A 22,463-nucleotide genomic window follows, 5' to 3' on the forward strand; every position below is an offset into this window, starting at 1 on the left:
CGAGACGGCGCGACGGGGAGCCGTCTCCCTTGAGCCCCTCTGAAGGGCTTATCGCCGTCAAGGAGGGGCGCGACGCCTTGCAGGGCCAGGGATGCTGTACGTCGGCGGCTGCTTCGGAGCCGACCGCCGACGCGGAGGTGGGCGACGTGTGCGGATGCGGTCCTGTGCCTGCTGCAAATGTCCGTCCACGCATGCCCATTCGGCCCGGCTTCCCGTGGGGCGCGCCTGCACCTCGATGTGCGAGCCCATGACCCGGCGATGCCCCGGTGTGCTGAGTGCGTCTTCAGCCACCAGCAGGCGCGGAGCGGGCCGCCGCGCGGGCGAAGACGAGCGCCGCGAGGGTCAGTCCGCCCAGTGCCGCGGCGGTGCCTGGGTATCCGCCGGCGGCAAGACCGACGCCCCCGAGGCCGGCGCCGAGGAAGACGCCGAAGCTCATTCCGGCGGCGTTGAGGCTCAGCGCTGCGCCCCGTAGCGAGCCGCAGCGGCGTACCAGCAGCGTGGTGACACAGGCGGCCACCGTCGCGTGACCGGCGCCGATGAGCGCGGTCAAGGGAAGCGCCAGGAACAGGGAGTCGGTGAAGAAGACGCCTACGAGAGCCGACAGCGCCACCAGCAGGGCGAGTGTCATGAGCCGCTCGGTGGGGATCCGTGGCCGCTCGGAGCTCAGCAGTCGGCCGGCGACGAGGTTGCCCAGGAAGAACGAGGTGCCGCTCAAGGTCCAGACGATGGCGAAGGGACCGGGGTCCAGTCCGAAGCGCTCGCCGTAGAAGGCGGCGAGGTACGCGAGGTAACCCATGAACGCCGCCGTGCGCAGCATGGCCACGCAGAGGAGCGGGACCACTCCGGGCAGGGCGGCGAGCGACGTGAACGACGCGAGATAGCCCGGCCGCGTCGCCTTGTCCCCGTCTTCTCCGGCCTCCTGCTCGGCGCGCCGAGGACGGCGGCCTCGCAGGAGGAAGTAGAGGGCCAGCGCGGAGGCGACCGTGGCGATCGCCCACAGGTCGCCCTGCCAGCCCCACAGCACGGCAGGCAACGCCACGAGGGGCGCGGCCAGGAGCGCCGTGAGCGACTGGGTGGCGGTGACGAGGGTCGCCGCACGGCCCGCGGCGGCGTCGTTGTCGAAGCGGTCGGCCGCCGCGGCCGTGAGCGCCGGATTGAGCACGGCCGTACCGGCGCCGACGAGCAGACAGAACACAGTCAGCAGCAGCAGTTCGCCGGTGGCGCCCAAGGCGGCGGACAGGGCCAGCACACCGAGTCCGCCCGCGGCGGCCCAGTCCTTGCGTACGCGGTCGATCAGCGGAGCCAGTGCGGTACCCACGGCCAGGGCGGCGAGACCGCCGAGGCCGCGTAGCTGGCCCAGGGCCGCGACGCTTCCGTCCGCCGTGTCCGCGATGGGCACGAGGAAGGTGCTGTAGATGGTGAAAGGCACCAGGCCCACGGCCGAGGCGAGCATGAACGGCCACAGGACGCGGGCCATCCGCCAGTCGCTCGGCACGGCACCGGCGTTTGTCACGGCGTCCGCCGGGTCCGGCGCGGCTCCGGCGGGCTGTTCCGCCGAACCGGCGGTGCCGTCTGTCGCCGGTGGCTTCGTCTCGTTGCTCACGCCTGCTCCGCCCGGTACCGGTACAGCGCGGTCTCGTCGGCGCTGAACTGGGAGAAGGGGAAAGGCTCCGCGGACAGCGCGGTGACGCCGGTGCCCAGGAAGGCGCGGGCGACCGCACTGCCGGTCTGCGCGTACAGCACCAGCGGTATCTCGTGCTTGCGGCAGTGCTCCAGGATGATGTCGAAGGTGCCGTTGCCGAGGGTCATGCCCGTGGCGACCACCGCGTCGGCGGCGGTCAGTACCTGGGTCATGTCGTCGGTGACGTAATCGCCCCAGTTGGTGGTGCGCAGATTGAGGTCGCAGGGCAGTGGGACGCCGCCCTGCTCGCGTATGGCCGCGACCAGCGGATTGACGACGCCGATGAGGGCGACCTTGGCACCGGCGGGGATGTCGAGCAGACCGGCGACGGCCGCGTCCCTCGCCTGAGCCCGGGTTTCGGGCGTGCCGGTCGGCAGCGTGACCGTCTCCGCGGTGGCGGCGCTGCGGTGCGGCTGGGCGCGGGCCAGGTAGGCGTCGAGGGCGGCGATGCGCACGGCGGGCGACTCGTGCCCTATGAGGTGGTCGAGAGTGTGGCCGGAGGCGTCGGCGCAGAAGCCGGGGGCGAGATCGCCGGGTTCGAAGGAGCAGGCGCCGAAGGCGTCGCCGGACCTCAGGATCAGGTAGTGGTTGCGGTAGGTCACCTGGCTTCCGGCGAGCCGGGTGGTGTGGTGAAGCCAGAACGCGCTGGTGACGCTCAGTTCCTGAGGAGGAGGCCCGTAGGCGCCGTCGAGGACGGCCTGCTGGAGCTCCGGTACGGAGTGCGGCTGAAACAGAGACATGTCGGGTTCTTCCTGTGTGACAGGGGGTGGTGCCAGGGGTGGATCAGGGCAGCTCTGCCAGTCGCTCGGCCGGTACGGCAGCTGCGCGAGTGTCGGACGGCCGGCGGGTACGCGAGCCCGGCATGATCCGAACGAGAGGGCTTAGACGGTTCCGGGGACGAGGAGAGGTTCGCCGCGCAGCGGTGCGCAGTCGCGGGGCGGCCAGTCCATCGCCGACCAGGGGTGGCGCAACTCGTCCTGTGTCGTGACCTCATGGGGGCGCATCGAGCCGAGGCCGATGGCCCGGGGATGGTGGGCGTAGGCGCTGTCGACGTAGCGGTGTCCGGTGTCGGCGGCGAGGAAGACGTACGTCCTGGAGTCGTCGCGTTCGCGCTCCCAGAGCGTGGCCAGATAGGCCGCGCCGGCCGACAGTCCGGCGAAGATGCCGCTGGTCCGCAGGAGTTCGACGGCGCCGGACATGGCGTAGTCGAAGTTGACCCAGTGGATGCGGTCGTACAGCTCGTGGCGGACGTTCTGGAAGGGGATGGAGCTGCCGATACCGGCGATGATCATGTCCGGGTCGGTGACGTGCTCCGCGCCGAAGGTGACGCTGCCGAAGGGCTGGATCCCGACGAGCGTCACCTCGCGGCCTGCCTCGCGCAGATAGGTGGCGACGGCCCCGGTGGACGCCCCGGTGCCGACCGCGCCCACCAGGGCCAGCGGCCCCTCGGGGACTTCCTTGCCGATCAGGTCGGCGACGTCGCGGTAGCCGAGGTAGTGGACGGAGTCGTGGTACTGCCGCATCCAGTGATGGCCGGGGTTCTCCTGGAGCAGTTCGCCGATCCGCTCGACCCGCAGGTTCTGGTCCAGGCGCAGGTTCTTGGAGGGGCGGACCTGTTCCAGGGTCGCGCCGAGGACCTCCAGCTGGACGCGAAGCGTCCGGTCGACGGTCGTCGAGCCGACGATGTGGCATTTCAGTCCGTACCGGTGGCAGGCGAGGGCAAGCGCGTGGGCGTAGATGCCGCTGGAGCTGTCGATGAGCGTGTCACCCGGCTCGACCTGGCCGGTCTCCAGGAGGTGACGGACGGCGCCGAGCGCCGAATAGAGCTTCATCGTCTCGAAGCGCAGACAGACCGCTCCGGGCGGAACGGCCACCACAGCGGGTTCCTTGACCGCTTCGGCTATGTGCTCGTGCATGTCCTGCTCCTTCGGGTCAGGCGGCGTGATGGTGGCGCAGCTTGAAGAGGTACGCCTGGCAGTTGTCGCCCTCCCAGGTCTGGCGATGCGTGATCTCCGGCCGGAACCCGGCCTCGATGGCGTACGCGACGATGTTCTTGAGCTCCGAGGTGTTGGACACGATCAGGTGGATCTCACCGTCGGGCGCGAGCAGGTCTCCGTCGGTGATCCGGTCGAAGAAGCGCTTCACGATGCCGATGCCCATGCAGACGTTGCGCATGACCGTTGGGTCGTCACTCGTCTTCGCGCTCACCGCGGGTGGGTTGAAGGTGATGACGTCGAGCCGGGCGGAGACGGGGAACTCCTCGAAGAGGTTGGAGACCAGCGGCCGGAAGACCGTGCCGGCGCGGTCGCCCACGATTCGCTCGTAGTGGGCGGTGGCTGTGGCGACGCTGTCCGGGTGGATGTCGGCCGCGTAGATCTCGCGGGCGCCCATGAGGCCGGCGATCACGGCCTCGACCCCGAGTCCGGCGCCGATGGCCGCATATGACCGGCCCTCGAGCGGGATGGTGCCGTCCAGCAGCCGGTCGTGGATGATGCGGCTGGTGTCGCCTGGCTTGAAGACGCCCGGGGGCAGGTCGAACGTCCAGCCGTTGTACGTGTACGTGCGGTGGGTGTGGATGTCGGACTTCGAGCCGTTGATGGCGAGGATCTCGTCCCGGGGGAGGGTCTCGGGCAGCGCGTCGAGCAGTGCCCGGGCGTCGGTCTGTGCGGCCGTGTCGCCTGATGCGGTCCGGTCGGTCATGTGTCCTCCGTGATGGGGGATGTCGTGATGGGGGATGCGGTGGATGGACGTCGGGAGGGTCGGGCGCCGGGCACGGATGGGGCGGTCGGATCAGTGGCCGCCAGGGCCGTACTGAGGTCCATGGCGCCGACCAGTTGCCGTGTCAGGGCGGCCCGGGGGGCGTGCAGCACCTGGTCGGGTGTGCCGTGTTCGACGACGTGTCCGCCGTCGATGACGACGATGTGGTGGGCGACGGCGGCGAGGAGTTCCAGGTCGTGGCTGACCCAGAGCAGCGCGGTGCCGTGCTCCTCCCGGAGCCGGGAGAGTTCGCCGAGAACCGCTCGGGTCGCGTCGACGTCGAGGGCGGTGGTGATCTCGTCGCAGATCAGGACGTCGGGTGCGGCCAGCACGGCGCGGGCGAGCGCCGCCCGCTGGAGTTCACCCCCGGACAGGCCACCGGGACGGCGCTCCACTGTGCCGGGGTCCAGTTCCAGACGCTCCAGCAGTTCCAGGGCCTCGCGCCGTGCCTCACCGGCGTTCCGGCCCCGTAGCCGTACGGCGGTGCGGGCGACCTGTTCGGCGACCGGGCGCCGCTCGTCGAAGGAACTGCGTACCTCCTGCCAGACGTACTGCACCCGTTGTTTCTGCTCGGTGGTGCGGTGGCGTGCGACGGGCAGCGGACGGCCGTTCAGGAGTATCCGGCCGCGGTGGCGTTCGTGGAGTCCGGCGACACAGCGGGCCAGGGTGGTCTTGCCGCTGCCCGACAGGCCGGCCACGCCGACACATGCTCCGGCGGGCAGCCGGACGTCGACCCCGCGCAGCACCGGGCCGCGGCCACGGGTGTGGAGGTGCGCGGAGAGCTGCTGTACGTCGAGCACCGGAGGCTCGTCGGGGTTGCGGGGCCTGTGCCGTGAGGCGGTCACCGGGCGCCGGGCGGGCAGGGCGTCGGCCGCGTCACCCGACGCGGTCACCCGTCCACGGTGCAGGACGACGACATGATCGGCGAGTGCTCGGACCAGGTCGTGGTCGTGGCTGAGCAGCAGGATCGCCAGGCCCGTGCGGGCGAGTTCGGCCAGTTCTGCGGCGAGCCGCATACGGGTCACCGGGTCGAGCCCGGTGCTCGGCTCGTCCAGCACGAGCACCCGGGGCCGGCACACCAGGGTCTGGGCGAGCGCCACGCGCTGGCGCTGCCCTCCGGAGAACTGGTGCGGGAAGCGCCGCTCGGTGCCGCTTCCGGTGGGCAGTTGTGCGGCCCGGAGGGCTTCGGCGACCGGGGCGGGTCCTGCGGCGCGATGCAGTCCGGCGAGTTCGGCGAGGACGGCGCCGGTGCGGCGGGCCGGGTTGAGGGCGCTGCCCGGGTGCTGGGGCATGTAGGCGACCACCCGCCCGCGCAGCCCTGCCGCTTCCTCCGTGATCCCGTCCTCGTCCACGGCGGTGACGGAGCCGGCCCTCACCCGGCCGCCGAGGCGCACGCCGGGGCCCGCCTCGCCCAGCAGCGCCAGGGCGGCCGTGGTCTTGCCGCTGCCGGAAGGGCCGACGAGCGCGGTGACCCGTCCCTGGTACAGGTCGAAGTCGACCGCGTCGAGGAGGACGGCATCCCCGGCCCGCGCGGTGAGCCCGCGCACGGTGACGAAGGGTCCTACGGGGGTCATCGAACAGCCTCCTGCGTGCGGCGGGAGCGGGCCAGCAGACGGTCGGCCAGCAGGTTGAGCCCCACGGTGAACATGACGAGCATCAAGGCCGGCGCCAGCACGGCCCACGGCTGGAGCAGCAGGCCCTCACGGCCGCGGGCGATGCTCACCGCCCAGTCGGGCGCGGTCGGGTCCAGTCCAAGGCCCAGGAAGTTGGCCGAACCGACGAGGAAGACGGCGAGGGTGACACGGGTGCCGATGTCGGCGGCGACCGGGGACAGCACGGAGCGTGCCACGTAGTCGAGTTGGATGCGGGCACGGGACTCACCCTGCAGCCGCAGCGCCTCGGCGACGGGGGAGCCGGCCGCGTCCAGGGCCGCGGCCCGCACCAGCCGTGCCACGGGCGGCACGTTGACAGCGGCCACGGCGAGGGCGATGGCGACGGGTGACCCGCGCCAGCCGACCGCCACCACGCTGATCACGAGCAGCGTGGGTACGGGGAGCAGGACGTCCAAGGGGCGGATCAGAAGCTCGTCGGCCCACCGGTGGCGTGCGGAGGCGGCCGGCAGCCCGACGAGCCCGCCCACCAGGTAGGCGACCGCGACCGCGCCGAGCGCCATGCCGAGCGCGCTTCGTCCGCCGTGCAGCAGCAGGGCCAGCACGTCGCGGCCCAGTCCGTCGGTGCCGAGCGGGTGTTCGCCGTCACTGCCCGCGTACGGCATGAACGCCCCGGGAGCCGCCGGCTGGGCGAGCAACGGTCCGATGAGGGCGATGCCGACCGGTACCACCAGCAGCAGCCCGCCGACGGACGCCACCGGCATGGGAATTGCCTTCACCGAAGGACCTCCGTCCGTGGTACGAGTCGATGACAGACCAGATCGGCCGCCAGACTGAACAGCAGGGCTGCCACGGCCACCACGAGGGCCAGGCCCTGGACGGTGGGCACGTCCCGGGCCTCCACGGCTCCGACGAGCGCGGTGGCCACCCCGGGAATCGCGAAGACCGCCTCGACGATCAGCACGCCGCCGACCAGGTTGTCGCCCACCCGGGCCAGCTCCTGGATGCCGGGGACCGCGGCGTTGGGCAGCACGTGCCGCAGTAGCAGCGTCCGGCGCGGCACACCCAGGCGCCGTGCCTGGATGACGTAGTCGGCCTCGAGGACCGTCACCATTCCTGCCCGTACCTGACGGGAGAGCAGACAGATCAGGCGGGCCGCCACCACGGTGACCGGCAGCACCAGCAGCGCCGGCTCGACGATCAGGTCCGCCGCACCGACACCGACCCAGGTCGCCGGCAACAGGCCAAGCCGCAGCGACAGACCGGCCACGAGCAGCAACGCGAGCACGAAGTCGGGTACGGCGTTCAGCGCGAGCGTCACGGACGTGACCACCCGGTCGAGGCGGCCGCCCTCCCGCAGCCCGGAGACAATGCCGAGCAGCACCGCGAGCGGCACGACCACCGCGAAGGTCACCGCGGCCAGCACCAGCGTGATGCGGGCCGACTCGGTCAGGACGTCCAGCACCGGGCCGCCGCTGACCAGCGACGTGCCGAGGTCACCGGTGAGCACGCCCTGTGCCCAGTCCGTGAAGCGTTCCAGGGCCGGCCGGTCCAGCTGGAGCTGCTCACGCAGCGCCGCCACCTGCTCGGGCGTGGCGTCCTCGTTGTTGCGGACATCGGCCGCGTCGCCGGGCAGCAGCGAGGTCAGCAGGAACACCAGCACCGCGAGCAGGACCAGTTGTACGGCTCCGACGGCGAGCCGCTGCGCCGCGTACCCACGCATGATCAGGCCAGCCACACCTTGTCGAAGCGGGCCGAGTCCAGTGTGTTCGGCGGCGCCTCCTTGACGCCGCGCACGCGGGAGGACACGGCGTTCAGCCAGTCGGGGTGGCCCCAGATCAGCAGGCCGCCCTCCTCGTGGATGGTCCGCTGGAGGTCCCCGTACAGCCGAGTGCGCTCGGCCTCGTCGGTCGTGGACCGCGCCTCGTCGAATGCCGCGTCGAAGTCCTTGCGACGCCAACCGGACGCGTTGAAGGCGGACTTGGTGAGGAGACGGTCGTTGATGTACGTGGGGATCGTCATGGCACCCGATCGGTGGCTGCCCATCGCGCCCTTGGTCAGCTGCTCCTTGAAGTAGGTCTCCGAGGAGCCGGTGGTGACCTTGACCCGCAGTCCGGCGTCGGCGGCCTGCTCGGCGAACAGGGTCGCCGCCTCGACGAAGCCGCCGGCCACGGACGACGTGTAGAGGGACAGGGGCTTGTTCAGCACTCCCGCCTTCTTCAACAGCGCGCGGGCCTCGGCGACATCGCGCGTCCGCTGCGGGATGTCCTGCGCGTAGTACTGGTAGCCCTTGCCGAACAGGTCGTTGCCGACCACGCCCTGGCCCGCCAGGACGACCTCGACCAGCTTCTCCCGGTCGGCGAGCAGCTTGAAGGCCAGGGTGACATCGGGGTTGTCGAAGGGCTCCTGGTCGCACTTCATGACGATCGCGTGGGCCGTGCTGCCCTTCGCGGCGATGATGCGGACCGACGTGTCGGCCTGTGCGGTACGGGCGAAGGTCGGCGTCATCTCGTAGCCGTACTCCGCCTCGCCGCCGCGCAGGGCGTTGCCGCGGGCGTCGGCGTCGGCGGACAGGATGCGCAGCTCATCGACGTACGCCCCGCCGTCCCAGTGGCCGTCGAACCGCTCGGCGGCGAACGACCGGCCCGCCTGGAAGGACTTCAGCCGGAACGCTCCGGTACCGACGGGCTTCGCAGGGTCGCGGTAGCGCGTACTGACGATGGCAGTGCCCAACGTGCCGAGCAGCGCGGGAAGTTCGGCACTGGGCCTGCTGAGCGTGAGCTCCACGACGTTCTTGCCGACTCCTCGGCTCTTCTTCAGATCGATGACCGACAGCAGGCCCTGCGCGAAGTGGTCGGTCGCCCTCGGGTCGAGAATGCGGCCGAAGCTGAACAGCACGTCCTCGGGCGTGAGCTTCTTTCCGTCGTGGAAAAGCGCCTCACGGAGCGAGAACCGCCATACGGTCGCCTCGGCGTTGGACTCCCACTTCTCGGCGAGCCGCGGCACCGGCGCCATGGTGGCGTCCAGGTCCACGAGCCGGTCGAACATGGCCTTGGTGCGCGCCATGTCGATGGCGAGGGCCTCGGCGTGCGGGTCGATGGTCTCGGCTTCACCGCCGCCGGTGAACAGTGCTCGGAACTGCCCGCCGCGCCTGGGCTCGGCTCTGTCGTGAGCTGCGCTGCTTCTCCCCGCGCCGGCTCCGCAACCGGTGAGCGCCAGCGCCCCGGCCGTACCGGCGGCACCGGCCAGAGCAAGAAACTCTCTGCGGTTACGGAAGGTTGACATGCTGCTCCCCTGGCTGAGACGACGTGGTCCCCCGCCGCCTGTTTCGCCACCAGGCGGACGGCGGGGACCCGGACAGCATCACCGATAATGAAAATGATTGTCAATTCAGTGTGGCTGTATCGAGGGCCCACACGTCAACGGCCACCCGGTGGAGCACCGGGCGGCCGCTGGTCGTCGGGGGAGGGGCCGCATGACGAACGTCATGGTCAGGGCGTGCCCTGCGTCATACGGTCCCCGCCCGATCGGTCGGTAACGTGCACCCGCCACGCTCGATCGGATGTCCCGGATGCCCGCAGATCTGTCCCCGCTCATAGCCGCCACCACGCGGTGGCTGACGCGTGCTTTCCCGGCCGCCGGCGGCGCGTTCGCGGCTGTTCTGTCCGAGGCCCAGGCGCGCCAGGCCGTCACGGTTGCCGCGTGGCTGCGTTACCCGACAGTCGTGGACGCGGCCTTGGTGATGATGGCCGGCCCCGGTGGATCCGCACGGCTCGACTGGATCGCAGGAGCGCAGGTGCACGAGGGAGCCGGCGTCGAGGACCGGGCCTGGCGGAGCTGGGTGGACGAGGTCGTCGCCAGCTGGGCAGGCTGCATGCTCGCTGCCCCCGCCACGGCCAGGGAGGCGGTGGAAGTCGTTGCGCACTGTGAGCACACCGCCGTCGGGCCGGTCGCTTTCCGGCGCCTGACGGCGCCGGACGATCACGACTTGTCGGCTGCGGCCCTGCTGCGTCACCCGGAGCTGCTGGAGCCGATAGCCGGTCTGCATCGAGCGGGTCTCGTCGACCGGCTCCGCCCCGGCCCGGCTCCGGCTCGCTGAGGAATACGGCGTCTCGGCAGGCGCTCAGGCGCCGAGCTTGCCCACTGCGTCGCGCAACGACGCCGCCGGCCGTGTCACGTCCTTGGGGGCGGGTGACGAGGTGCCCAGTCAGCTCTACGAGACCCCCGGATGACGCAACGGCGGCGGCGCCGGGACAACGCGTTGCGCAGGCGATGGGTCGAACCGCCTGCAGGCGGCATGTGTCATGCCCTTCGCCGGCCCCGTTGGTGCACAGGCAGAAGTCCGTCGTCCCCGGCCGGTCCGACACCGAGGGCGACACCGCCCCTCGTTCCGTGCACAGGATCGGGTACACGAACCGGTGGGTGACGCCGTCCGGCCGTGTGCCGGCGTCCGTGGCGGAAGGGAGCAACGGTTGAACGGCAGGGTTTCGATTCGTGATGCCGTGAGGCAGCAGACGGACGTCATGATGGAGCGGTTGGCGCAATGGGTCCGTATTCCTTCGCTGTCCTGCGACCCCGACCACGCGGTGGACGTCACCCGTTCGGCGCGCTGGCTGTCGGCGTCCTTGCGGGACTCGGGGTTCCCCGTGGTCGAGGAATGGCGGACGGCCGGCCTCCCCGCCGTCTACGCGTGCTGGCCCGCCGACGACCCGGGTGCCCCGACCGTGCTCGTCTACAGCCACCATGACGTCAATGCGGTCATCGACGAGGAGTGGCACGAGACCGAGCCCTTCGCCGGTGTGCTGCGCGAAGGGCGGTTGCACGGGCGGGGCGCCTCGGACGCGAAAGGGCAGGTGCTCTGCCACTTGTGGGCGCTGCGGGCGCACCTCGCGGCAACGGGTCGCCGCGCGCCCGCGGTCACGGTGAAGTTCTTGATCGAGGGGGAGGAGGAGATCGGCTCCGTACATCTCGACAGCCTGTTGGCCCGGCATCGCCGCGAGCTGCGGGCCGACGTGGTCATGGTCTCCGACACGATGTTGTGGTCCACCGACAAGCCGGCGGTGTGCACCGGCGTGCGCGGCGCGGTCAGCGCGACGCTCACGGTGAGCGCGGCACGGCACGACATCCACAACGGTGCCGTGGCCGGAGCGGCCGGCAATCCGCTCACCGAGCTGTCCAGGCTGCTCGGTTCGCTGCGTGAGGAGAACGGACGTGTCGCCGTCCCCGGGTTCTACGATCAGGTGGAGGACCCGTCCGCGTCCGAGCGGGCGCAGCTTGCCGCCATCGCACCGAACGAGCCGCAATGGCTTGCCCGGACCGGCGCCTTCGGCGCACGGGGGGAGACCGGCTTCAGCATCCTGGAGCGGGTATGGCTGCGGCCCGCCGCGGAGGTGACGAGCCTGCTGGGCGGCCGTCCCGAGCTTCCCGGGCTGGGTGTCATCCCGGCCACCGCCACGGCAGGCCTCGTGTTCCGTCTGGTGCCAGGCCAGCAGGCGGATGACATCGCACAGTGTGTGCGCCAGTGGGTCGAGCAGCGGGTCGGCTCCGGCTTCACCTTCGATCTCGATCTTCCCTCCAGCCGGTCCGACCCCTATACGACGCCCACGGATCACCCTGCCTTCACGGCGCTGGAGCAGGCGATCAGCCGCGCCCTTGGGGCGCCCCCCGTCCACATGCGCAACGGCGGCGCGGCTCCCGCCGCCCAGCTGGCCCGGGCCGTCGAGGCACCCGTGCTCTTCTACGGCACCGGTCTGCTGGAGGACGGCTGGCACAGCGCCGACGAACGCGTCGAGGTGCAGGCTCTTGTTCAGGGCGCCGAGACCTTGGCCCACTGGCTGTCCGCCCTGCCGGCGGCGATGGCGTGAGGGCCCGACGTTGCGCGGACCCACGGAAGAGCGGGGCACGCCGTTCGGCGGTGTCGCAGAGCACGCCCCGGCCTTCGCGCCCACTCATGCCTCGAAGGCCATGGTTTCCGCCAGCCGTTGCTCCAGGGCGGCCAGCCGCCCCGCGGACCCGCTGATGACGGCGTACCGCCAGGTGTGGCCGTCCAGCGGCGCATCCATGTAGAAGACAACGCCGTCACGCCGTTCGCGGCACCACGCCAGTTCGTTGTGCTCGAGCAACCGCACCGCCTGTGCGAAGGTGTACGTCTTCGCCGACCGGCGGCGGCCCAGGAGCCAGGCGGGGTGAACCAGGCCGGCCGTGCGGGCGAGTCGGGTGACCATGGCGTGCGGTGTCGTGGTGGCCGTCCGCCGTACGTTGCTCTCGTTGGCGAACAAGGTGCCGTCGTGCGTGATCACCGCGTCCAGACTGAACGGGCCGGCATAGCCGTGGTGCGCGAGGTGGTCGCCGAGCTTCACACCCCACCGTACGAGTTCGTCCGCCGCCGTCGCCGCGAGCCCTCGCAGCGGCGCCTCGTACCCGATGAACGAGCCCTCCCTGGTCCGCATTTCACCGCTGTACGCCACGGTGCTGCCCTGGGGCCCAGTGCTGAGCTGGATGCTGACGGAGTGCGCCACGTCCAGCCGTTCTTCGATGACCCACATTCCGTCAAGACCGGGGCCGGCGTCGGGCAGCTGTGGCTGTGACGCCGAAAGGAAGGTCATACCGTGCCCTCCGGCCGACCGGTCCGGCTTGAGCACCACCGGACCGTGCTTGCGCACCATCCGCTCGACGAGCGCGCGAAGGTCCCGGTGGTGGCAGACAACGCCCTCCGGCATCCTCATGCCGAGCGCCGAAGCAACGTCGCGGAAGCCCGACTTCGTGTTGAGCGACGAGACGATGCGCAACGCCTGCGGAGTGGGGCCGTTCAGCCCGTACGGGGTGACGGGTACGCCCACCTCCCGAGCAAAGCCGACGCAGGAGCTGTCCAGCGCCGTCGGCAGCAGCGAGATGCCCGGTCGCTCATGCACCAGCTTCCGGACCTCGTCCGTCAAGCCGGCCCCCCTCACCGCGTCTGCCATCGACGCGCCCGGACAGGGCGGCACAACGACAACAGCCAGCTGTTCCGGGTGCACGTCCAACGACTGCGCCGCGTATCGCTGGAAGGCGGCACTGAGGGGCACAGGAGTCAGCAAAACGTCACCCGGCCCCAGCAGCCACATCTTTCGCGGTGCCTGCTCAGCCCATCCGTCGAGCACCTCTGATGCTTCGAGGCCGAGGGCGAGGTCGGAAACGAAGTTTGCGTACACCAACGCAGGGCTGTGGTCGTCCGGTGTCTGCTGCGTCATCTTCCTCCCTTCACGGAACCCGCCGCACGGATTCAGCAGGCAGGGACACCGTTGTCGAGATCCGGCGATGCGGTCATGAACAACAGGTAACCGTTCGGCGCACACGGAAACGACCTGAGAGCCCATGCCGTGCAGGCGTGCGGCACGAGCGCGGCAGGGATTGGCGGGAATGTGTCCTGCGGGCGACTCATGGGGAGGCGCGCTACTGCTCGCCCGTGTGTGGGTGGGGGAGCAGGTCGCCGTGCTGCGCTGGTGGGCGGAACAGGCACCCCGTCCCTGCCCGCCGAGGAGGTCGTGCGGATGCTGCTCGGCCTGGCACCGCACGGCCGGTACTGGGCCGGCGGCTTCGAGACGCCGGCCTGAATCCAGGCGGGCTCGCGCGGTGGTGACCGGCACCGGCACGGGGCCGGCGCCGGGGCGGCCGTGGCGGAGCTGGATCAGCCCAGCCCCAGCCGCCGTGCGTCCCGCTCCGGTCGGACGGCGGCCAGGGTCTCGGGCAAGAACCGGGACGCCTGGCGGGACGCCTGAGAGCGGCCGCCAGTACCTTGCTGGAGAGCGGCACTTCAGCGGTCTGTCAGTGGCGCGTGCGCGTGAGTTCACGCCTGCCGCCGGTGAGAGCGACCCGCAGGCCGTCGTCGGTGACCGTGACCTCCGTCAGTCGGAGGCCGAGCGCGTCGGCGTCCTTCTGGTGCTCGGGCCCGTCCGGCGGGGCGAGAGCGTCGACGGCCGACTGCACGCGATCGAGCAGGGCCGGTGGGGCGGCGGAGCCGAGCACCTCGCCGTCGATCACCGACAGCGCGACCCTGTCTTCGGCCACAACGGGCCGTACGCGGATCGCTGCCATGCCCCCGTGGACGGCCAGCTCCAGGGTCCCTGCCGCCGGGTCCGTGGTGACGCCGGAGACCATGGCGGCACCTTGGCCGTCGCCGGAGACGATCCGCCGGGTCACGGCCTCGGTGGACACGTCGGCGGTGACCCGGGAGCCCGACACCGTGGCGGTGTCCCGAGCCCGGTCGACGGTGACGTCGGACAGTCGCACGGAGACCGGAACGCCGGTGAAGCCGGCGACGTCCGCGTGACCCGAGACCGACAGTGAGGGGAGCGTGCCGTTGAGGACGGCGAGCAGCGCCGGACGGGAGCCGAGTGACACGTCCGGTCCGGCGCCCAAGCGGCCGTCGAGGACGGTGGTCACCCGGTCGGCCACCGAGTGCCGGGCGACGGTCTCGCCCGCCCCGCAGCCCGACACCAGCACCGCCGCCGTGCCCACGGCGATGCGCCGCATGCGAGTGCGCCGGGCGGTCGCGAGCCGGCCGTTCATCGGCCGCCGTTCTTCTCGGGGCCGCGGATGCCCGCTCCGGCGTGTTCTTCGGCCGCGCCGGTTCCGTGGCCCGTGCTGTGCGCAACCGGTGCGGAGCCTTCGGCGTCGACGTGCGGGAGCAGCCGGTCCAGCCACTTCGGCAGCCACCAATTGACCCTGCCCAGCACGTACATGGCTGCCGGTACGAGGATCAGGCGTACGACCGTGGCATCGAGCACGATGCTCAGCGCGAGGCCGAGGGCGAGCATCTTGACGACGATGTTGTCGTTGAGGAGGAACGCCAGGAAGACACTGGTCATCACGAGCGCGGCGCAGGTGATCACCCGGGCGGTGGCGGCCAGCCCCCCGGCGACGCTGTCGTGGGTGCTCGCGCCGGCCCGCCACAGCTCGCGCACCCGGGAGAGCAGGAAGATCTCGTAGTCCATCGAGAGACCGAAGACGATCGCGAACATCAGTGCCGGGACGTAGGACTCGATGGGGACGTGCTCGTCGACGCCGAACAGGGAGGAGCCCCAGCCCCACTGGAAAACCGCGACCAGTACACCCCAGGCGGCGCCGATGGACAGCAGGTTGAGCACTGCCGCCTTCAGAGCGAGAACGGGTGTCCTGAAGACCAGCACCAGCAGGACGAAGGCCGCCGCCGCGACCACGCCGACGACCAGGGGCAGCCGGTCGGCCAGCAGGTCGCGGAAGGTGATCTGGCCGACCGTGGGGCCGGTCAGGTAGCCGCGCGCGCCGACGGGGTCGAGGGTGCGGGGCAGGATGCTGTCGGTGAGGTCGTGGACGAGGTCGGCGGTGTCCTGTTCCTGCGGGCCGGTGCGCGGCACGATCGCGGTGGTCAGCAGGGCTCTGTCCGCGGTGGCGGCCGGTGTGGCGACGGAGGCGACGCGCGGGTCTGCCGCGATCGCTGTTTGCAGGTCGCCCGCGATGCGGGACCGGGAGGCGTCGGGGACGGGGTGGTCCTTGTCGAGGGTGACGACGAGCGTGAGCGGGCCGTTCACGCCTGGTCCGAAGGCATCGGAGACCAGATCGTGTGCCCGGCGTGCGGTGGTGTCGGTGGCGGCAGCGCCGGCGTCGATGTGGGCCGTGCGCATGGAGAGGGCGGGCACCGCGAGAACGCCGAGCAGCATCAGCCCGCCGGCGAGTGCAAGCACCGGGCGGCGGCGGATGCCGGCCGCCCAGCGATACCAGAAGTCCTGTCCGCCGTCCGGTTCGTCGACGGGGCGGCGAATGTGCCGGCGGTCGATGTGCGGGCCGAACCAGCCGAGCAGCGCGGGGGTGAGGGTGAGCGAGGCGAGCGCGGCGGCGACGACGGTGACGCACGCGGCGGCGCCGAGCGCGCCCAGGAAGGAGATGCCGGAGGCGGCGAGCCCGGCCAAGGCGACCGCGACCGTGCCGGCCGCGACAAGGACGGCGCGTCCGCTGGTGGACACTGCGCGGCCGGCCGCCTCGCCGACGTCGCCGGTGTCGCGCAGCAGACGACGGTGTCGGGTGGTCAGGAAGAGAGCGTAGTCCAGGCCCACACCGAGGCCGATCATGCTGGCCAGGGTGGGTGCGGTGGTGGCGAAGTCGACGTGAGCAGCGGCGACTTCGAGGCCGAGCAGGCCGACGCCGAGGCCGGCGACCGCGGCCACCAGAGGCACACCGGCCGCCGCGACTGATCCGAAGCCGACGAGCAGTACCACGACGGCTGTGGCGAGGCCGATGAGTTCCGGCAGCCGGTCGGCGCCGGTGCCCTTCACAGCCTGCCCGAGCTGTCCGCCGTACTCGACCAGGACGCCGTCGTCCCGCAGATTCTGTACGGCCCGGTCCACCTGGTTCAGCCAGTCGCCGCCGTAGGTGGCCGGGTTGGCGTCGAGGGAAAGCTGCACCAGCGCCGTGCGGCCGTCGGCGGAGAGCGCCCCGGCGGAGGCTGACGGGCTGTACGGGTCGGCGGCGCCCAGGACATGGGGCAGTTTGCCGAGAGCCGACACGGTGGCGTCCAACTGCGGTCCGTGATCGGCCACGGTGCCGTTCGCCGTGTGCAGGACGATCGGCGACTGGGTGCCTTTGCCGGGGCCGGAGGCGTGCACCTTCAGCAGGTCGCTGCCGGTCTGCACCTGCGTTCCGGGAAGGGGGAACTCGTCGCTGTACTCGCCGCCGAAGGCGTGGGCCAGGCCGAGGGCGGCGGCGAGCAGGAGCAGCCAGGCGGCGACGACGCGGCGCGGACGCAGTGCGCACCAGCGGCCGGTGCGGTACAGCGCGCCCGGGCGCCGGCCGGACGGTGGCGGTGCGGCAGCCGGTGGTGGGGAGCCGGACGGCGGCGGAGAGGCCGCGGGGGAGGAGTGTGGGAGGGACATCGCTTCCTCAAGGAGGGGGAACGGGCGTGCGGCAGCACCGCGGCAGCAGTCTGGCCCGGATGTGCGAACGCAGTGTTCGGCGAATGTTCGGGGAGTGTGAGGCCGGCCGCCGGGCCTGGGGGAGAACCCGCCGGGCCTGGGGGAGAAGCGGCCGGCCGCGTTAGCATCGCGGGACGGCAGAGCGGTCAGGAGGACGGCCGCACCGGGCCGGCGCGCGTCGCGCAGGGGATCGGCCCCTGACCGGAGCCGAGAGACGGAGAGCAGCCTGTGCCGACCGAGGGGCCCGGCGCGGTGCCGTCCGGCCCGGCCGGCGCCGGGCCTCGCACCGGGCACGGACTGGTGCTGGTGGTGGAGGACGAACGCCGGATCGCCGAGCTGGAGCGGCTCTACCTGGCCCGCGAAGGGTTCGGTGTGCACGTCGAGGCGGACGGCGAAACCGGCCTGGCGCAGTTGGCCAGGTTGCGGCCGGTCGCGGTGCTGCTGGACATCGGCCTGCCGGGTGCGGTGGACGGGGTGGAGTTCTGCCGCCGGATGCGGGCAGCCGACGACTGGACTCCGGTGCTGCTGGTGACCGCCCGGGACGAGGAGGCCGACCGCGTGCTGTGCCTGGAACTGGGTGCCGACGACTACGTCACCAAGCCGTTTTCCCCCCGCGAGCTCGTCGCCCGGGTCAAGGCGGTCCTGCGGCGCACGGCCGGGCCACCCGTTTCCGGGCCGCTGGCCCTGGGCCGCGTGGTCGTGGACCCGCTGCGCCGTACGGTCGAGGCCGACGGCTTCCAAGTCGAACTGACCACGACCGAGTTCAACCTGCTGCACCACCTCGCGCGCCGCCCCGGCCAGGTCTTCAGCCGGGCTCAGCTGCTCGCCGCCGTGTGGGGCCATGCGGACTACGGCGACGGACGGGTGGTGGACGTCTACATCTCCCAACTCCGCGCCAAGCTGGGCGATCCCACTCCGATCCGGACGGTCCGCGGCGTCGGCTACAGCTACCGGATGCCCGGATGACCGGCGGAGCGCCGAACGGGCCCGGCCGGCCGGGCTGCCCGGCGACGATCCGGCGCCGCCCTTGGCCGGGGTTCCCGCTCGGAGCCCTGTCGTGGGCCGGGACGCGAACACCGTCGCTGCGCCGGGTGCTGGTCGCACTGACCAGTGCGGTGGCGCTGCTCGCGGTGGGACTGACAGGGGTGACCGCCTGGCAGGCGGCCGGCCGACAGGCCGAGCACCGCGAGCGCGAACAACTCGGCCGTCAGGCACAGGCGTTGTCCCAGCTGCCGGGTGTGTCGGCCACGCTCTCCCGGAGCGCAGGGCCCTATGCCGGCGTCGCCGGAGTACGGGTGGCGGTTGTCGCCGCGGACGGCTCCGTCAGCGGCCAGGCCGCCGCTGTCCTCGATCACGGCGAGCGGGACACCCTCCTGGCCGGGCACAGTCTCTCCGCCTGGGGAGCCCTCGACGGGCAACAGGTCCTCGTCGAGGGCCGCCCCGGTCGGAACGGGGGCGCCACCGTTCTCACCCGCCCCGCCACCGACGTCCAAGAGGCCGTCGACGGGACACGGCGGGCACTCGCCCTGCCCCTGCTCGTCGGCCTGCTCGGAGCCGTCCTGGCCGGCGCTGTCGCGGCCCGGCGGATCGCCCGGCCCCTGGCGACGGCGGCCTCGGCGGCCCGACGGCTCGCCGCCGGTGCACGCGGGCTGCCCCCGGAGCCGTCGGGCCGCACGGCGGAAGCGGTCGAACTGGAGCGGTCGTTGTGCGCGCTGGACGGCGCACTGGCCGACGGGGAGCGGCGGCGACAGGAATTCCTGCTGTCGGTCTCGCACGAGATCCGCACACCCCTGACCGTGGTCACCGGATATGCCGAGGCCCTCGCGGACGGAGTGGTCGGCGCCGAGGGGACGGCCGAGGTCGGAGCGACGCTGCTGTCCGAGACACGTCGCCTGGAGGCGTTCACCAGCGACCTGCTGGCGCTGGCCCGGCTGGATGCAGACGACTTCCGCCTCGACCGTACCCGTACTGATCTGTCCGAGGTCGTCCGGGAAACGGCCTCCGCCTGGCGGGTCCAGGCCGAGGCGTACGGCGTCGCCCTGCGTACCGAAGTTCCCGATGGGCCCGTCGAGGTGATGACCGACGGCTTCCGGGTCAGGCAGCTGCTCGACGGTCTGATCGGCAACGCGTTGCGCGTCGTGCCGGCCGGCGCCCCCGTCGTACTGGCGCTGCACGCGGGTGGCGCCAGTAGCCCGGACGGTCCGGAGATCGAGGTGAGGGACGGTGGCCCCGGGCTTGAACCGGAGGACGAGGCGGTGGCTTTCCAACGGGGTGCCCTGCACGACCGCTACCGGCCGACCCGCCCCGTCGGCAGCGGCCTGGGTCTGGCCATCGCCGACCGGTTGGCAGGCCGGCTGGGAGGCTCGATCCGGGTGACCGGCCACGGCCCGGAGGGCGGCGCCTGCTTCACCGTTCGCCTGCCGCCGAACGGCACTCCCGGGGGCGCGACCGCCGCGAGGGTTTCGTCCTGTCCGGCGAGGAGCACGACGCCGGGCGTCGATGGTGGATGAGGCGGGCGCACGCCACCACGTGGCCAACGGGCGCGGTGACAGACAGTGCCGGGCGAGGTCGGCCCCGGCCGGCCCTGGTGGGTCGGGATCGATGCCGACGGCCGGTTACGACGTCTGCCGATCAGCCTCTTCCACGGCCCCGATGCCGGCGATCAGCGTGTCGAGGCCGTGCTTGATGCGGTCCACGTCCCAGCCGCGCTCGGTGCGCTGGAAGTCGAACAGGCCCGGCGTGTACGCCATGAGGAGCAGATCCGCCACGTAGGCGGCGTCCACGGAGGGGGCGAGCTCCGCGACCATGCCGGCGATCTGCTCGTGGTGCCGGCGGAACGGGGCGCTGTGATAGCGCCCTGCCGGCGCGCTCGCCTCTGCCAGGAGCAGCAACTCCCGGTTGCCGTCGACGAGTTCGGCCATGCCGTGCAGAAAGACGCGAAGCCGGTCGTGTGCGGGCGGGGCGCCGTCCTCGCAGTGCCGGGTGAACGCCTCCTGGAAGCGGGTCTCGTTGTCCTCGATCAGCGCGTAGACGAGCCCCGCCCGGTTGTGGAAGCGCCGGTAGACCGTGCCGACCCCGACCCCGGCCTCCTTGGCCACCGCGTCCAGGGACAGATCGGCGAAGCCCTCCGCCGTGAGCAGGCGCCGAGCGGCGTCGAGGATGCGGAGGCGGTTGCGGGCGGCGTCGGCGCGCTCGGTGGGGGCGGTCATGCGAAGCAGCGTAGCGGACGTACCGGAGACTTCTCCGGTTACCTCTTGAAAATCGGAGATGCCTCCGCTTAGGGTTGCGTCATGCCAAGCGGAGAACTCTCCGTTTGATGGTCAAAGCGCCAGCAGGACCTACTCGCAAGGAGATTCACGCCATGACTGCCGCCACCTCCACCCCGCTCCTCAACGGCCGGATGATCGGCATCGCGTACCACGCGATCGCCGCCGTCCGGGATCGGCTCCTCGCCGCCTCGGGCCTGACCTTCCATCAGTCCGTCGTGCTCCAGGCCGTCGCCGACGGGCTCGACCGCGCCGGTGTCGTCGACCGCATCACCGCGACGCTCAAGATCGGCGATCCGGAGGCGCGCACCCTGCTCGACGAACTCACCGATGCCGGGCTGCTCGACGGTGCCCGGTCGACCCTCACCGACAGAGGCGAGAGAGTCCACCGGGGCTTCACGGACGCCGTGGCCGGGTTGACCGAGCGGCTGTACGGCGACCTTCCGGCGGCCGAACGCGAGATCGCCGCCCGCGCGCTCGCCCATGTCACCGCCAGGGCGAACGTCGAACTCGCCGCCCGGTAGGCGGTGCCCGGGCGGTCGGCGCGGGCCGTTGTTCGGTGGGAAATGCGCCGCCGACCGCCACCTCTGGCGTCAACGTCGAAGACGCGTTCGGCGGGCTGGGCGGCTGACGGGCAAGCCGTCCGGGCTTGATAGGCAAGTCGTCACTTGCCTATGGTGGGGGTCATGGCGGAAGATGTCTTCAAGGCACTGGCCGACCCCACTCGACGGCGGATCCTCGATGAGCTGGTGGAACGGGACGGTCAGACCCTGTTCGAGATATGCACGCGGCTGGTGACCAAGCACGGTCTGGGGCTGTCCCGCCAGGCGATCAGCCAGCACCTGGCTGTACTGGAATCCGCGGGTCTGGTCGTTTCGCGGCGCCAGGGCCGCTACAAGTTCCACGACCTCAACACCGAACCCCTTGAGCGCGTCCTGACCCGATGGCTCAGGCCCGATACGCCGGAGGACACCCCATGAAGATCCACCTGTCCAGCGTCTTCGTCGACGACCAGGAAAAGGCGCTGCGCTTCTACACCGATGTGCTGGGCTTCGTGAAGAAGCACGATGTCCCGATGGGCGCGGACCGGTGGCTGACCGTGGTCTCGCCGGAAGATCCCGAGGGGACCGAACTGCTGCTTGAGCCCTCCGGGCATCCCGCGGTGGCGCCGTACAAGACGGCGCTCGTGGAGGACGGCATCCCGGCCACCTCCTTCGCCGTGGACGACGTGCAGGCGGAGTTCGATCGGCTGCGGGAACGCGGCGTGCGCTTCACCCAGGAGCCGCTGGAGATGGGTCCGGTCACCACCGCCGTTCTGGACGACACCTGCGGCAATCTGATCCAGATCGTGCACAGCAAGTAAGCCCCCGGGTGGCGCCGGCGCCGGCCCGAATCCGCCTTCGGCGATCGCGTGGCGGGCGGCCGCTCCGGGCCTGGCTCGGGCTCTGAATCGGACGCGCAAAAACCTACGAGACGGGCTCCCTGCGCCGGTATTGTCCGGATCAGGTGATGGGGGTCGTCTTCCGGTCTTTCGACCTTCAGACCTCTCAGCCCGACCGTCGACGTCGGCCTCGGCGGTATAAAACCCATCCGCCCAAGTCGGCTACTCCGGTTGAACTCCCTCGCTCGCCCCGTAGGCCATCTACCAGGATAGTCCTTTGCGCCCCGAGTGAAAAGGGGTGAATTGTCTGAGTTTCCGGGAGTCTGATCCGAACCGGCCCGGGGCGCTCACCTGCGAGGTCGGGACTGGGCGGCGCACGCGACGAAGCTCCTCCACGAGGCGGCATCCCGGCATACCGCATCTGGAGCATGATCCTTCGCATCGAGGTGTCCGGACCCGCGGGGCGAGCGGCGACCGCCCGCCCCGGGCCTTGGCCGTACCCGACCCGGCGGAGGACTCCGGACGCGGTCTGCTGCTCGTCGAGGCGCCGGCCGGACCGGTGGTGCGTGCTCGGCCGCGTGCCCGTGGGGTGAACGGTGCGAGCCGAACTCGACCTGTAAGCCGGCAAGGCCTGCGAAAATCGGTGTCGTTGAGCCGTGCCGTCTCCCTAGACTCGGCTCGCGCGGTGCACACGGCATCGCAACGCCTATCGACGCCTGTGTGTCGATGAACGCGCATCGAATACAGAGGGGAGCCCGGCCATGTGTTGTCGCCATGCCGCCGTTGCTCCCCGGTCACGCTACGACGTGATCCTGGTGTCTTCGTCCTTCCGGTGCCGGCTGC

Annotated in this window: 19 protein-coding genes and 1 riboswitch; of the genes, 7 read left to right on the forward strand and 12 right to left on the reverse strand. The window is 71.4% G+C overall.

Annotated features, from left to right (window positions below):
• Positions 1 to 283: 283 nt before the first annotated feature.
• The 8 genes from ABZ070_RS01495 to ABZ070_RS01530 all read right to left on the reverse strand — a co-directional run bounded on the left by ABZ070_RS01495 (position 284) and on the right by ABZ070_RS01530 (position 9,333).
• Positions 284 to 1,603: an MFS transporter gene (locus ABZ070_RS01495; protein WP_356628677.1), complete on the reverse strand. Its 1,320-nt coding sequence runs from the start codon at positions 1,601 to 1,603 to the stop codon at positions 284 to 286.
• On the reverse strand, positions 1,600 to 2,421 hold the full coding sequence (locus ABZ070_RS01500) for a DUF364 domain-containing protein (RefSeq protein WP_356628679.1): 822 nt from the start codon (positions 2,419 to 2,421) through the stop codon (positions 1,600 to 1,602). The genes ABZ070_RS01495 and ABZ070_RS01500 overlap by 4 nt, the downstream gene beginning before the upstream one ends.
• A 141-nt stretch (positions 2,422 to 2,562) precedes the next feature.
• A complete protein-coding gene (locus ABZ070_RS01505; protein ID WP_356628681.1) occupies positions 2,563 to 3,597 on the reverse strand; it encodes a pyridoxal-phosphate dependent enzyme in 1,035 nt (344 codons plus the stop codon).
• Between the two features lie 16 nt (positions 3,598 to 3,613).
• A complete protein-coding gene (locus ABZ070_RS01510; RefSeq protein WP_356628683.1) occupies positions 3,614 to 4,381 on the reverse strand; it encodes a methyltransferase in 768 nt (255 codons plus the stop codon).
• Positions 4,378 to 6,012 (reverse strand): ATP-binding cassette domain-containing protein, encoded by a 1,635-nt coding sequence (locus ABZ070_RS01515; protein WP_356628685.1) that lies wholly within the window; start codon positions 6,010 to 6,012, stop codon positions 4,378 to 4,380. The genes ABZ070_RS01510 and ABZ070_RS01515 overlap by 4 nt, the downstream gene beginning before the upstream one ends.
• Positions 6,009 to 6,827 carry an ABC transporter permease gene (locus ABZ070_RS01520; protein ID WP_356628687.1) on the reverse strand — a complete coding sequence of 273 codons (819 nt, stop codon included), beginning with the start codon at positions 6,825 to 6,827 and terminating at the stop codon, positions 6,009 to 6,011. Before ABZ070_RS01520 ends, ABZ070_RS01515 begins: the two co-directional genes overlap by 4 nt.
• Positions 6,824 to 7,771, reverse strand: a complete 948-nt coding sequence (locus ABZ070_RS01525) for an ABC transporter permease (RefSeq protein ID WP_356628689.1) — start codon at positions 7,769 to 7,771, stop codon at positions 6,824 to 6,826. The genes ABZ070_RS01520 and ABZ070_RS01525 overlap by 4 nt, the downstream gene beginning before the upstream one ends.
• 2 nt (positions 7,772 to 7,773) lie before the next feature.
• Positions 7,774 to 9,333: an ABC transporter substrate-binding protein gene (locus ABZ070_RS01530; RefSeq protein WP_356628691.1), complete on the reverse strand. Its 1,560-nt coding sequence runs from the start codon at positions 9,331 to 9,333 to the stop codon at positions 7,774 to 7,776.
• Between the two features lie 286 nt (positions 9,334 to 9,619).
• Between ABZ070_RS01530 and ABZ070_RS01535 the strand changes: the two genes are divergently transcribed.
• Both ABZ070_RS01535 and ABZ070_RS01540 read left to right on the forward strand, forming a co-directional pair.
• Positions 9,620 to 10,147 carry a hypothetical protein gene (locus ABZ070_RS01535; protein WP_356628693.1) on the forward strand — a complete coding sequence of 176 codons (528 nt, stop codon included), beginning with the start codon at positions 9,620 to 9,622 and terminating at the stop codon, positions 10,145 to 10,147.
• 403 nt (positions 10,148 to 10,550) lie between these two features.
• Entirely contained in the window at positions 10,551 to 11,912 is a 1,362-nt protein-coding gene (locus tag ABZ070_RS01540) for a M20/M25/M40 family metallo-hydrolase (RefSeq protein ID WP_356628695.1), read from the forward strand.
• Positions 11,913 to 11,996: 84 nt separating this feature from the next.
• On the opposite strand, the gene ABZ070_RS01545 is transcribed toward ABZ070_RS01540, so the two are convergent.
• From ABZ070_RS01545 to ABZ070_RS01555, 3 genes are all read right to left on the reverse strand, one after another.
• Complete coding sequence (locus ABZ070_RS01545; RefSeq protein WP_356628697.1) at positions 11,997 to 13,277, reverse strand: peptide ligase PGM1-related protein; 1,281 nt, start codon at positions 13,275 to 13,277, stop codon at positions 11,997 to 11,999.
• Between the two features lie 574 nt (positions 13,278 to 13,851).
• Positions 13,852 to 14,595, reverse strand: coding sequence for a DUF2993 domain-containing protein (locus ABZ070_RS01550; RefSeq protein WP_356628699.1), 744 nt, complete (start codon positions 14,593 to 14,595; stop codon positions 13,852 to 13,854).
• A complete protein-coding gene (locus ABZ070_RS01555) occupies positions 14,592 to 16,934 on the reverse strand; it encodes an MMPL family transporter (protein ID WP_356628701.1) in 2,343 nt (780 codons plus the stop codon). Before ABZ070_RS01555 ends, ABZ070_RS01550 begins: the two co-directional genes overlap by 4 nt.
• Before the next feature lie 267 nt (positions 16,935 to 17,201).
• On the opposite strand from ABZ070_RS01555, the gene ABZ070_RS01560 reads away from it, so the two are divergent.
• Together ABZ070_RS01560 and ABZ070_RS01565 are read left to right on the forward strand one after the other, a co-directional pair.
• Positions 17,202 to 17,939: a response regulator transcription factor gene (locus tag ABZ070_RS01560; protein WP_356628703.1), complete on the forward strand. Its 738-nt coding sequence runs from the start codon at positions 17,202 to 17,204 to the stop codon at positions 17,937 to 17,939.
• 125 nt (positions 17,940 to 18,064) lie between these two features.
• The gene (locus ABZ070_RS01565; protein WP_356628705.1) at positions 18,065 to 19,483 is read left to right on the forward strand and encodes a HAMP domain-containing sensor histidine kinase; all 1,419 of its coding nucleotides are present in this window, start codon (positions 18,065 to 18,067) and stop codon (positions 19,481 to 19,483) included.
• Positions 19,484 to 19,588: 105 nt separating this feature from the next.
• Here ABZ070_RS01565 and ABZ070_RS01570 read toward each other — a convergent pair whose 3' ends face one another.
• A complete protein-coding gene (locus ABZ070_RS01570) occupies positions 19,589 to 20,182 on the reverse strand; it encodes a TetR/AcrR family transcriptional regulator (RefSeq protein WP_356628707.1) in 594 nt (197 codons plus the stop codon).
• A gap of 152 nt (positions 20,183 to 20,334) precedes the next feature.
• On the opposite strand from ABZ070_RS01570, the gene ABZ070_RS01575 reads away from it, so the two are divergent.
• The 3 genes from ABZ070_RS01575 (at position 20,335) to ABZ070_RS01585 (ending at position 21,602) form a co-directional block, all read left to right on the forward strand.
• A complete protein-coding gene (locus ABZ070_RS01575) occupies positions 20,335 to 20,763 on the forward strand; it encodes a hypothetical protein (RefSeq protein ID WP_356628709.1) in 429 nt (142 codons plus the stop codon).
• A gap of 162 nt (positions 20,764 to 20,925) precedes the next feature.
• Positions 20,926 to 21,219, forward strand: a complete 294-nt coding sequence (locus tag ABZ070_RS01580) for a metalloregulator ArsR/SmtB family transcription factor (RefSeq protein ID WP_356628711.1) — start codon at positions 20,926 to 20,928, stop codon at positions 21,217 to 21,219.
• Positions 21,216 to 21,602, forward strand: coding sequence for a VOC family protein (locus ABZ070_RS01585; protein WP_356628713.1), 387 nt, complete (start codon positions 21,216 to 21,218; stop codon positions 21,600 to 21,602). The genes ABZ070_RS01580 and ABZ070_RS01585 overlap by 4 nt, the downstream gene beginning before the upstream one ends.
• Before the next feature lie 99 nt (positions 21,603 to 21,701).
• Positions 21,702 to 21,873: riboswitch (TPP riboswitch) on the reverse strand.
• Positions 21,874 to 22,463 lie beyond the last annotated feature (590 nt).

The sequence above is a fragment of the Streptomyces sp. NPDC006283 genome (genome assembly GCF_040613325.1).
Classification (GTDB): Bacteria; Actinomycetota; Actinomycetes; order Streptomycetales; family Streptomycetaceae; genus Streptomyces.